Genomic DNA, 11,155 nt, shown 5'->3' with positions numbered 1-11,155 from the left:
CATCGGGATCAGGGTGAGACCGTCGCGGTCGGGCAGTCCCAGGTCGAGGAGGATCGCATCCGGCTCGTGTGCGCTCGCCTGCACCAGAGCCTCGCGTCCGTTCATCGCTTCCGCCACGGTATAGCCCGCGCGCTCCAGCGTGTTGCGCAGCAGGCGGCGGATGGCGACTTCGTCGTCCACGATTAGGATTCTGGCAGCCATCAGGAGATGCTTTCCTGCGCGACGTCGCGCACGATGAGGGAAGGTGGGAAGAGGATCGCAAAGGCGGCGCCGCTGCCGTCTTCCCGGTTGCCCGCCTCGACGCCCAACCCCATCGCTTCGGCAAATGCCTTGACGATGGCGAGGCCGAGGCCGGTGCCCCCGGTCGCACGATCCGAGCCCTCGAGCCGGCGGAAGGTCTCGAACACCTCGGTCTCACGGCCAGGCGGCAGCCCGGGCCCGTGGTCGAGCACGGCGAGCCGAAGCTGGCCGTAGCGATGCCGGCCCTCGATGACGATCTCGGTGCCGGGGTCCCCATAGCGGCCCGCGTTGTCGAGCAGGTTCAGCAGGCAGTGGTGGAGCAGTTGCGGGTCGGCGCGCACCAGCGGCAGATCGGGTGGGACGTCTAGGCGCACCGGATGGCCCTCCAGCGCCCGGCGCGCGTCGTGCGCGGCGCCAGCCACGGCATCGCTCAGATCCACCGCCTCGACGCTGAGCTTCAGCGCGCCCGCCTCCACGCGGGTCATGTCGAGGAGATTGGCGACGAAGCGGTTGAGCCGTGACGCCTCGCTCTTGATGGTGCCGATCAGCTCCGGAGTGGCGCCATGATCGAGGGCGTCGGCGGCGGCGAGCACGGCCGTAAGCGGCGTGCGCAGGTCGTGGCTGACCGACGACAGCAGCGCCGCGCGCAGCCGGTCGCGGGTGCGGACCGCATCCACGTCGCGAATCTCCGCCTGAAGGCGCAGCCGCTCGATCACGAGCGCAGCCTGATTCACGAGGCTGGTGAGGAGCGGAAGCTGATCGGCACGGACCGGCTCGCTCCCGTTCTCGCGCGCGAGGCCCAACACCGCGAGCGTGCCTGCGCCCGACTTCAGCGGCTGGAACAGCCATTCGGATGCCGCGAGCGTCCCCGACCCCTTCCCCGCGGCTCCGCCCGTGTCGAACGCCCAGTTTGCGGCAGCCAGGTCCATGGTGTCGAGGCGGTAGTCGGGGTTGGTCGCCGCCAGCACGCCGAGGCCCGCACCAGGGGAACGCGCCAGCAACACGGCCTGGACGTCGAACAGGCGTCCGACATCGTAGCAGATCACCCGCGCCGCCTCTGCCTGTTCGCTGACGCCGCTCAACTGGTGGAGGAAGCCCGCAAGCGTGGCGTTGGTGCGTGCGCTTGCCGCCGCAATATCCGCCTGCGCACGCACGCGTGCGGTCAACTGGCTGGTTGCGACCGCGACGCCGAGCAGGACGAAGACCGAGACGATGTTCTCCGGATTGTTGACCGTCAGCGTGCCGGTCGGCGGCAGGAAGAAGAAATTGTAGCACAGGCTCGACGCCAGCCCCGCGAACAGGCCGGTGCGAAGACCATAGAGGCTGGCGGCCGCCATGACGGGAAGCAGGTAGAGCAGTGCGACATTGCCGAGGTTCAGGACGTGGAACAGCGTGCTCGCAAGCGCGGTCACGGCGGCCACACCGAGCAACGTCAGGCCATAGCCGGCAGGCGATCCCCAGCCGCGACCGCGCGTGCGGCCCGCCTGCGTGGGCGGGCTTCCCCCCTGCCCCGGCACCTCTTCCACCGGGAGCACGTGCACCGTCACGCCCGGCGTCCCGCGCACCAGCCGGTCGACCACCGAGCCATAGCGAAGTTCGAACCAGCGCGACCGCTTCGACTTGCCGACCACCAGCTGGGTGGCACGCGCGTCCGCCACGAAGGCCTGGATGCCTTCCAGCGCTGTCGGTGCCGGCACGGTCGCGATCGCGCCGCCGAGCTGGGTCGCGAGCGACATGGTCGCGGCGATCCGCTCGTGCTGGGCGTCGCTGAACTGGGCCGCGCGGGGAGTCTCGATGAACAGCGCGGTCCAGGGCGCCTTGAGCGCGTCGGAAAGGCGCTTGGCGGCGCGGACCAGGCCATCGGCGCCGGGCAGTTCGCTCACTGCGACCACGATCCGCTCGCTGCCCGCCCAGGTGCCGCCGACGCCGATCGCGCGGACATGCTCCAGCATCTGCGCGTCGACGGCTTGCGCCGCGCGCCGCAGCGCAAGTTCCCGAAGGGCCGAGAGGTTGGACTTGGAAAAGAAGTGGTTCAGCGCACGGGTCGCCTCGTGCGGGAGATAGACCTTGCCTGCCTTCAGCCGCTCGATGAGCTCGTCGGGCGGGATGTCGACGACTTCGACCTCCGCCATCTCCAGGATGCGATCGGGCACCGTTTCCCGCACGCGGACGCGGGTGAAGGACGCGACGACGTCGTTCAGGCTTTCCACGTGCTGGATGTTGATGGTGGAGTAGACGTCGATCCCGGCCGCCAGCAGCTCCTCGACATCCTGATAGCGTTTGGGGTGCCGGCTGCCCGGCGCATTGGTGTGGGCGAGCTCGTCGACCAGCGCGAGCCGCGGCGCGCGGGCGAGGACGGCGTCCAGATCCATCTCGTGCAGCGTGCGCCCTTCGTAGGGGACGTCGCGCCGGGGGATCAGCTCATGCCCGCGGACCAGCGCTTCGGTCTCTGCGCGGCCGTGAGTTTCCACCACGGCGACCACCACGTCGACGCCATCGCGGCGCCGTGCTGCGCCTTCCGACAGCATCTCATACGTCTTGCCGACGCCGGGGGCGGCGCCGAGGAAGATCTTCAAACGGCCACGGCCCTCCTGCGCCGCCTGGCGCAGAAGGGCGTCCGGATCCGGTCGGTCGTCCCCGGATAGCGGCATCAGCGCGGAAGGGCGTCCAGCGCGCGGTTGATCGCCAGGACGTTCACGTGCGGCGCGCCGAGCACCGCGCCGCCTTCCGTGCGCTCGCTGACGAGCGCGCGCACGCGCTCGATCGGAAGTCCCCGTGCCGCCGCAATCCGCGGCGCCTGGGCCAGTGCCGCCTCGGGTGAGAGATCGGGATCCAGGCCGGAGCCGCTGGCAGTCACCAGGTCCGCCGGAAGCGGGCCGGTGATGCCCTCCGCCTGCCGCTTGGCGACGTCGGACTTCACGCGGTCGGTGAGTGCCTGGGCGGCAGGGCCGAGGTTGGAGCCCGAGGACGCGAGGCCGTCATAGCCCTGGCCGGCGGCCGAGGGACGCGCCTGGAAATAGCGGTCGGAGGTGAAGGCCTGGCCCACCACGGCCGAGCCGATCACGCGGCCGCTTCCGTCGCGCACCAGGCTGCCGTTCGCCTGGAAGGGAAAAAGTGCCTGGCCGATGCCCGTCATGGCCAGAGGATAGAGGATCCCGAGCAGGATCGCGAACAGGATCGTCAGGACGATCGCAGGTCGCAGCGAAGTGGAAAGGTCGTTGCCCATGCGAGATGCTCCTCAGGCGAGGCCCAGGCCGTTGACGGCCAGGTCGATGATCTTGATGCCGACGAAGGGGGCAAGGAGCCCACCCAGGCCGTAGACGGCGAGATTGCGCGCCAGGAGCGGCCCGGCAGCCATCGGCCGGTACGCCACGCCCTTGAGCGCCAGCGGCACCAGCAACGGGATGATGATCGCGTTGAAGATGATCGCCGACAGGATCGCGCTCTCCGGCGTTGCGAGCCCCATGACGTTGAGGACGCCAAGCCCCGGATAGAGCGCCACGAACATCGCCGGGATGATCGCGAAATACTTCGCCACGTCGTTCGCGACCGAGAAGGTCGTGAGCGCGCCGCGCGTCATCAGCAGCTGCTTGCCGAGACCGACCACCTCGATCAGCTTAGTCGGGTCGCTGTCGAGGTCCACCATGTTGCCGGCTTCCCGAGCCGCCTGGGTCCCGGTGTTCATGGCGACGCCGACATCAGCCTGCGCAAGCGCGGGTGCATCGTTGGTGCCGTCCCCGCACATCGCGACCAGCCGCCCGCCCTGCTGCTCCTTGCGGATCAGCGCGAGCTTGTCCTCCGGCGTTGCCTGGGCGAGGAAGTCGTCCACCCCGGCTTCGGCTGCGATCGCTGCCGCGGTCAGGGGATTGTCGCCGGTGATCATCACCGTGCGGATACCCATCGCGCGAAGTTCGCCGAAACGCTCGCGGATGCCGGCCTTCACCACGTCCTTCAGGAAGATGGCGCCCAGCAGCCGCCCGTTCTTGGCGACTGCCAGTGGCGTGCCGCCGGCGCGGGCGATCTCGTCCGTCACGCGCCGCAACTCGGTGGCAGCGGCGGTCTCGCCGACGCCCGGATTGGCCCGCAGCACCGAGTCCACTGCACCCTTTTGGATCAGCGCGTCGCCCGTCCGCACGCCCGAGATGCGGGTCTGAGCGGTGAAGGGGATCACCTCCGCGCCCGCCGGCAGCGCAGCGGTGTGGACGCCGAACTTGTCGCGGGCGAGCACCACGATCGAGCGGCCCTCGGGGGTCTCGTCGGCCAGGCTCGCGAGCAGTGCCGCCTCGGCAAGTTCGGCATCGCTGGCGCCGCCGACGGGGCGGAACTCGCTCGCCTGCCGATCGCCGATGGTGATGGTGCCGGTCTTGTCGAGCAGCAGCACGTCGACATCGCCGGCGGCCTCCACGGCGCGGCCGGACTTGGCGAGCACGTTGAAGCGGACCAGTCGGTCCATGCCCGCGATGCCGATCGCCGACAGCAGGGCGGCGATCGTGGTCGGGATCAGGGTGATCAGCAGGGCCGACAGGATCGCCACGGGGATGCTCCCGCCCGCATAGCTGGCGAAGCCCGGGATGGTGCCGACCGCGATCAGGAAGATGATCGTGAGGCCGACGAGCAGCAGGGTGAGCGCGATCTCGTTGGGCGTCTTCTGCCGCTCGGCACCCTCGACCAGCGCGATCATGCGGTCGAGGAAGCCTTGGCCGGGATCGACCGTGACGCGCACGGAGACCTGGTCCGAGATCACGCGGGTGCCCGCCGTCACTGCCGAGCGGTCACCGCCTGCCTCGCGGATGACGGGCGCGCTTTCGCCCGTGATGGCCGCTTCGTTGACGGAGGCGACGCCTTCGACCACCTCGCCATCGGCCGGGATCAGATCGTTGGTCTCGACCAAAACCAGGTCCCCGGCGCGAAGCTGGCTGGCGGGGACCTGTTCGGTGCGCCCGTTCTTGAGCCGCTTGGCGGTGAGTTCGGCCTTGGTGGCGCGCAGCGAGGCAGCCTGTGCCTTGCCGCGGCCCTCCGCCAGTGCTTCGGCAAAGGTGCCGAACAGCACCGTCAGCCACAGCCACACGACGAGCTGGAGCTTGAAGCCGGTGGTGAGATCGTCCTGCCCGACGACGAGCAGGACCGTCATCAGCGCCGCGACCGCGGCGGTGACGAACATGACGGGGTTGCGGATCAGCTCTCTTGGATTGAGCTTCACGAACGACGCCTGGATCGCGGGCACGACGAGGTCGGCCGTGAACAGGCTTTTGGTCTGGCTTTTCTGGGCCATGGTGGCGCCCTCGATCAGAACAGTTGGCCGCGGATCATCGCGAGATGATCGGCGATGGGACCGAGCGCGAGGCTCGGCAGGAAGGTGAGGCCGCCGACGATCAGCACGATGCCGACGAGCAGGCCGACCCACAGGCCGCCGGTGGTCGGGAACGAGCCCGCACTTTCCGGCGTGTGCTTTTTGGCGGCGAGGCTGCCGGCGATCGCCAGCATCGGCACGATGATGAAGAAGCGACCCACCCACATCGCGACGCCGAGCAGCCCGTTGTACCAGGGCGTATTCGCCGTCAGGCCGGCAAAGGCCGAGCCGTTGTTCGCGACGGCGCTGGTGAAGGCGTAGAGGATCTCGCTGAACCCGTGCGGCCCCTTGTTGAGCGGCCCGGCGAGACCCTGTTCCATCACGCTCGACAAGGCGGTCAGGCCCAGGATCATCAGCGGCAGGACGGCGATCGCGAGCACCGCGAGCTTCACCTCGCGCGCCTCGATCTTCTTGCCGACATATTCGGGCGTGCGGCCGACCATCAGCCCGGCGACGAACACCGCGAGGATGGCGAACAGCAGGAAGCCGTAGATGCCGGCGCCGACGCCCCCGATCACGACTTCGCCCAGCTGCATGTTGAACAGCGGGATCATGCCGCCCAGCGCGGTGAAGCTGTCGTGCATCGAATTGACCGCGCCGCACGAGGCCGCGGTGGTGACGACCGCGAACAGCGCCGAGGCGGCGATGCCGAAGCGGGCCTCCTTGCCCTCCATGTTGCCGCCCGCGACCCCGAGCTGGTGGAGCACCGGATTGCCCGCCGCTTCCTGCCAGTAGGTGACGGTGACGCCCGCGAGGAACAGGATCATCATCGCGGCCAAGATCGCCCAGCCCTGCCGAGTATTGCCGACCGCCTTGCCGAAGCACCACGTCAGCCCCACGCCGATCGCGAAGATCGACAGCATCTGGACCAGGTTGGTGAGCGCGGTCGGGTTTTCGAACGGATGCGCGGAGTTGGCGTTGAAGAAGCCGCCACCATTGGTGCCCAGCATCTTGATCGCTTCCTGGCTGGCGACCGGGCCGAGCAGGATCGACTGGCGCGCGCCTTCCAGCGTGTCGATGTCGATCACGCCGGCGAGCGTCTGCGGAACGCCGCTCGCGATGTAGAACAGCGCGAGTACGACGCAGAGCGGCAGCAGCAGGTAGAGCGTCACGCGGGTGCAATCGGCCCAGAAGTTGCCGATCGCCTTTGCCTCCCGCCGCGCGAAGCCGCGGAAGAGCGCGAACGCGAGCGCGATGCCGGTCGCCGACGACAGGAAATTGTGGATCGTCAGCCCCAGCATCTGGCTGAGGTTCGACATGGTCGACTCTCCGCCATAGCTTTGCCAGTTGGTGTTGGTCGTGAAGCTGATCGCCGTGTTGAAGGCGAGGTGCGGAGAGAGGCCCGCCAGTCCTTGGGGGTTGCCGGGCAGCACGCCCTGCAGGCGCAGCACCGCATAGGTGAAGGCCATCAGCACGAAGTTGAACACCAGCATGTGCAGCGCATAGCGGCGCCAGCCCTGCTCTTGCGTCGGGTCGATACCGGCAAGCTTGTAGAAGCCGCGCTCGACGGGACCGAGCACGGGGTGCAGTGGGGTGCGGCGGCCTTCGTACAACGCGAACAACCACATGCCGATCGGCTTGGTGAGCGCCAGCAGGATGCCGACGAAGCCGAGGATCAGGATCCATCCCTGGATGGTCATGGTTCCGCCTCCTTCTAGAAGCGTTCGGGGCGGATCAGCACCGCCACCAGATAGACGAGAAGGGCAACCGCGGTCAGCGCCGCGAGCCAGAGGTCGAGCGTCATGGCGTCACCTCACGCATGGTCGCACAGGCGGGCATAGGCCAGCGTCGCCGCCAGCAGCCCGACCATGACGAGGATCCATAGCAGGTCCTGCATCGGTCCGTCTCCTTCAGAAGGCCGCGGTCAGCGAGGCCAGCACCGTGCCGCCGGCGATGTTGCCGGTGCCGTCCTGGCCCTTGCTGAAGCTCGGCCGCAGATAGCCGGCCTCGCGGCTCGAAATGTCGGTATCGATGTACGAGACGTTGAAGGTCAGGTTGCGCCAGGTCGCATCGGCGCCCAGCGACCAGTCCCAATATTCGCCAGTCGGGGCGACGGCGGTCGCATTGGGGCCCAGCCCGTCCTGCCCCCAGCTGTGGCCGATGTGCGCCTTTGCGGTCACCGGAGTGCGGGCAAGGGTGACCGCCGCGTCACCCCAGAGGTACAGATTGTCGTCCTTGGCGCCCGGATGGTCGTAGAGCCCGGCCGCCGCCGCCGCGCCGTCGTCGTACCATTTGCCGATCGCCTGCTGCTTGGGTGCATAGGCGGCGCCCGCCGTCAGGGTCGCAGGGCCGGTGGTGCCGGTCAGCTTGACATAGGGCTCGGCGAAGTCGGTCTCGTCGGCGCCGCCCGGATACAGGTACCAGGTGAGCCCCACGTCCAGCGTTGCGCTGTCGGAAAGCTGCGCTTTGTAGCCGCCGATCAGGTCGAGCTCCATGTTGGCGCCGCCGAAGGTGCCCCAACCGGCGAGATTCGAACCCCAAAGCCCGATGTAGAGGCCGCTGTCGTGAGCCACGGTGATGCCACCCTGCACCGCCAGTTCCTGGTCCGTCTGCGACACGCCGCGGAAGCGATAGTCGGAGGCGATCGCCGCCGAACCGCTGACGGTGACAGACGGTGTCGTTTCGGGCGCTTCCGTGCCCCCGGCCGACTGGGCCTGAGCAGCGCACGGCAGCGTAAGAAGGGCCACGACGGCGACCCGGCGGAAATAGTTCATGCATGCCCCCAAGGGTGTGGCGACCGCCGACAGCCGGGGTGCCAAGGCCGTGGGGATTAGGTCCGCCGCGCGTAGGAATTCGAGATCGATTCCCCGCTTTCGCATAGTGCGCGCATATAGCTGCGCGCGATGGCCAGGCAGCGCCGGAGGGCGTCAGCGCCGGTTGGCGAGCACCTCATCGATCGGAGCGGTGACGTCCCAGCGCTCCGGATTCTTCGAGCGGCGTTCATTGGGGAAGGTCACCAGCACCCGCGCGTCGCCATAGCCCATGCTCTCGAGCGGCGCACCGAGCAGGCGGCCGAGCGCCGCGCGAGCCTTTTCGCGCGCCTGGGCCATCCGCTCGGGGGAGCGGGCCTCGGCTCCGGCCTTGCTCTGGGCGGCTTGGGAGGTGCGGCGGGCAAGGTTCTCGCCGGCGGCGCGGGTGACGAACACGCCCTGGGTCCGCACCAGGGTGCGCTGCGACTCATCGACATTGGGCTTGGCGACAGTGACGTCGGGTGCGTCCACGATCAGCGTGCGGGTCGCCTCGGACCACTGGATGTCACCGGAGCCGATCCGCGACACATCCACGAAATAGTCGACCGAGAACGGCACCTTGATGACCTGGTTCGACTTCAGCATGCCATAGCCCCGCACGTCGGTGGCGGTGCTTTGAAGCGTGCCTGAGAGTTCGGCGACCTTCAGGCTGGAGGCGCCGGACAGGCGTGCGGTGATGAGCCGGGTGACGGCGGTGCCGTCCTCCTCCTGCGTCACGACATAGTTCTCTGTGTAGCGCTGGTAGACCAGCACTGCGCCGAGCGTCACCGCCGCGCCGATCAGCAGCGCCACCAGCGTGCGTACGAAGCCCGGCCTCAGCTGCGTCGCCATTCGCCTGCCTCCACCGCCAGCCCGCGACCTTTCAAGTCGAGCAGATGCGCGAGAACCGAGCGTTCCGCCGCCGGCAGCAGCTTCGCGTCGAGCCCGACATACATGCGCGCCACCATCGCCGGCACCGCGCCGATGCCCTCACCCAGCAGGCGCAGGATCTGGCCCTCGCGCGCCTTGCGGTGGCCAAGAAGGCCCCGGACAAAGCGTTGCGGGTTCTCCACCGCCTCGCCATGCCCTGGGTAGTAGATGCGGTCCGAGCGCCCCATCAGCTTCTCGAGGCTCGCCATATAGGCGGCCATGTCGCCATCCGGCGGCGAGACGATGGTCGTCGACCAGCCCATGACATGGTCGCCGCTGAACAGGGCGCCGCTTTCCGGAAGTGCGAAGGCGAGATGGTTGGAGGTGTGGCCGGGTGTCTCGACCGCGAGCAACGACCAGCCGGTACCCGACACTCCCTTCCCTTCCGCCAACACCCTGTCGGGGGCATAGGTCGTATCGAAAGCGGCATCGGCGCGCGGGCCGGCATCGTCCATCGTCAGCGGCCCGCAGCCAACGATCGGTGCGCCGGTACGATCGGCAAGCGCCCGCGCGCCGGGGCTATGGTCGCGATGGGTATGGGTGCACAGGACCGCGACGAGCCGTCGGGTGCCGACGGCGGCCAGCAACGCATCGAAGTGCGAAGCGTCGACAGGCCCGGGATCGATCACGGCGGCGTCCGTCGTTCCGCCCACCACATAGCTCTGCGTGCCGGTGTAGGTGTAGGGAGAAGCGTTGGGGGCGAGGACCCGCAGCACCATGGGTTCCAGCGCGATCGGAATACCCGTTGGGGGATGCATCATCGCTTCGACATGGCCACTCGGGCCCGGCAGCACAAGCTTCGTGCGGATCTCGGCCGGGATGGCGTCGCCCGCAACGAGACGAATCCGTTTCAGAGCCATCTCCGGTGGGCGGGGGCTAGGCCTGCGCCTAGCCTCGCGGCCTGTTCTTCGCCCAGGAGCTGCGATGGTGTTGCCTAGTCTGCCCCGGCGCTCCGACAGCATCGCCCTCGATGAGGACGCCTTTCGAGCGACGGCCCTGGCGCTCAGGCGCGACGGCTTTGCCGCCGTCCCGGGCTTGTTCTCCCGCGACGAGGTGCGCGACGTGGAGCGCCTGCTCGACCGGGCACTCTTGGAGGCGGAGCATACCCCCGCCGCACTGCCGTTCCTCGTGCGGTATCCCCGAAGAGGCGAGGTGGCGGAGGATGCAGGACCCGGCCGGGGATTGGGCGGGTGGGACCAGATCGAACTGAACCACGCCGCCGCCCTCGCCCCGGCGCTGTTGGAGACGGCGGTGTTCCAGGGCTGCACGGCATTGGCGCGCAGGCTGGCGGGGCGGGTCTCCCGATCCTTCGATCACGTGATCTACAAGGGCGCGCGCAACCAGACGGCGACGCCCTGGCACCAGGACGCCGCCTTTGCGCTGTGGCGCGCATCGCGTCCCCGGCAGCTGCACTTCTGGATCCCCCTGCAAGACGTGACGCCGGAAAGCGGTTGCATGACCTTCCTTGCAGGGAGCCATCTGGGGCCGCTGGTCCGCCACCGCAGGGTGCTTCGCTCGTCCGGACAGCCGGGTCAGGAGGCCAGGCCCGACCCCGCGGGCAGCATCTCCTGTCCCCTGCCGGTCGGCGGCCTGACGATCCACACGCCGACGACCCTGCATCGCGCCGGCCGCAACGAAAGCGCGCTTCCGCGCAAGGCGTGGATCATCCAGTACGGGCCGCTTGGCAGCGCCAGGCTCGCCGTGAAACGACTGGCGGGCGCGCTCCCAGTGCCACTGGCAGGGGAGAGCACCCGCCTGGAATAGAACCGCGGTCGCTCCCCTGCGCCGGGACCGCATCGGCGGCTAGCGGGGATCAAGCGACGCCTGCCGCCGCTGAGGCGACGGGTGCCGGTACGCCGCGCGAATTCATGCGTACCGAGTCCCTGGTCGCCTCCCGGTCTGCGCG

Annotated in this window: 10 protein-coding genes; 1 reads left to right on the top strand and 9 read right to left on the bottom strand. The window is 68.9% G+C overall.

The genetic code is table 11. From position 1 onward, the window contains the following. From VPH46_RS10460 to VPH46_RS10420, 9 genes are all read right to left on the bottom strand, one after another. Positions 1–201, bottom strand: a 201-nt coding sequence (locus tag VPH46_RS10460) for a response regulator (RefSeq protein WP_416611036.1), incomplete at its 3' end; no start/stop codon positions are given. After that, positions 201–2,891, bottom strand: a complete 2,691-nt coding sequence (locus VPH46_RS10455; protein WP_416611034.1) for a DUF4118 domain-containing protein — start codon at positions 2,889–2,891, stop codon at positions 201–203. The genes VPH46_RS10455 and VPH46_RS10460, both read right to left, overlap by 1 nt. Further along, a complete protein-coding gene (gene kdpC / locus VPH46_RS10450; RefSeq protein WP_416611032.1) occupies positions 2,891–3,466 on the bottom strand; it encodes a potassium-transporting ATPase subunit KdpC in 576 nt (191 codons plus the stop codon). The genes VPH46_RS10455 and kdpC overlap by 1 nt, the downstream gene beginning before the upstream one ends. A 12-nt stretch (positions 3,467–3,478) precedes the next feature. Continuing rightward, positions 3,479–5,512: a potassium-transporting ATPase subunit KdpB gene (gene kdpB, locus VPH46_RS10445; protein WP_416611030.1), complete on the bottom strand. Its 2,034-nt coding sequence runs from the start codon at positions 5,510–5,512 to the stop codon at positions 3,479–3,481. A 14-nt stretch (positions 5,513–5,526) separates the two neighbouring features. After that, complete coding sequence (kdpA, locus tag VPH46_RS10440; RefSeq protein ID WP_416611028.1) at positions 5,527–7,230, bottom strand: potassium-transporting ATPase subunit KdpA; 1,704 nt, start codon at positions 7,228–7,230, stop codon at positions 5,527–5,529. A gap of 14 nt (positions 7,231–7,244) precedes the next feature. Continuing rightward, positions 7,245–7,334: a K(+)-transporting ATPase subunit F gene (kdpF, locus tag VPH46_RS10435; RefSeq protein ID WP_125961129.1), complete on the bottom strand. Its 90-nt coding sequence runs from the start codon at positions 7,332–7,334 to the stop codon at positions 7,245–7,247. Positions 7,335–7,440: 106 nt separating this feature from the next. After that, positions 7,441–8,304, bottom strand: a complete 864-nt coding sequence (locus tag VPH46_RS10430) for a TorF family putative porin (RefSeq protein WP_416611026.1) — start codon at positions 8,302–8,304, stop codon at positions 7,441–7,443. 153 nt (positions 8,305–8,457) lie between these two features. Next, on the bottom strand, positions 8,458–9,171 hold the full coding sequence (locus VPH46_RS10425) for a DUF4230 domain-containing protein (protein WP_416611024.1): 714 nt from the start codon (positions 9,169–9,171) through the stop codon (positions 8,458–8,460). After that, on the bottom strand, positions 9,156–10,010 hold the full coding sequence (locus VPH46_RS10420) for an MBL fold metallo-hydrolase (RefSeq protein ID WP_416611022.1): 855 nt from the start codon (positions 10,008–10,010) through the stop codon (positions 9,156–9,158). The genes VPH46_RS10425 and VPH46_RS10420 overlap by 16 nt, the downstream gene beginning before the upstream one ends. Before the next feature lie 163 nt (positions 10,011–10,173). On the opposite strand from VPH46_RS10420, the gene VPH46_RS10415 reads away from it, so the two are divergent. Then, a complete protein-coding gene (locus tag VPH46_RS10415; RefSeq protein WP_416611020.1) occupies positions 10,174–11,013 on the top strand; it encodes a phytanoyl-CoA dioxygenase family protein in 840 nt (279 codons plus the stop codon). Positions 11,014–11,155: the final 142 nt, after the last annotated feature.

Origin of the sequence: Sphingomonas sp. MJ1 (PH-R8) (genome assembly GCF_048058635.1) — a bacterium.
Classification (GTDB): Bacteria; Pseudomonadota; Alphaproteobacteria; order Sphingomonadales; family Sphingomonadaceae; genus Sphingomonas.
This window is presented reverse-complemented; position numbering and strand designations above follow the sequence as displayed.

Bases quoted from the DNA above. Each gene is read 5' to 3' on its own strand.
- kdpA (WP_416611028.1), bottom strand. From the start codon at position 7,230: ATGACCATCCAGGGATGGATCCTGATCCTCGGCTTCGTCGGCATCCTG.
- VPH46_RS10420 (WP_416611022.1), bottom strand. From the start codon at position 10,010: ATGATGCATCCCCCAACGGGTATTCCGATCGCGCTGGAACCCATGGTG.
- kdpF (WP_125961129.1), bottom strand. From the start codon at position 7,334: ATGACGCTCGACCTCTGGCTCGCGGCGCTGACCGCGGTTGCCCTTCTC.
- VPH46_RS10430 (WP_416611026.1), bottom strand. From the start codon at position 8,304: ATGAACTATTTCCGCCGGGTCGCCGTCGTGGCCCTTCTTACGCTGCCG.
- VPH46_RS10455 (WP_416611034.1), bottom strand. From the start codon at position 2,891: ATGCCGCTATCCGGGGACGACCGACCGGATCCGGACGCCCTTCTGCGC.
- kdpC (WP_416611032.1), bottom strand. From the start codon at position 3,466: ATGGGCAACGACCTTTCCACTTCGCTGCGACCTGCGATCGTCCTGACG.
- VPH46_RS10425 (WP_416611024.1), bottom strand. From the start codon at position 9,171: ATGGCGACGCAGCTGAGGCCGGGCTTCGTACGCACGCTGGTGGCGCTG.
- kdpB (WP_416611030.1), bottom strand. From the start codon at position 5,512: ATGGCCCAGAAAAGCCAGACCAAAAGCCTGTTCACGGCCGACCTCGTC.
- VPH46_RS10415 (WP_416611020.1), top strand. From the start codon at position 10,174: ATGGTGTTGCCTAGTCTGCCCCGGCGCTCCGACAGCATCGCCCTCGAT.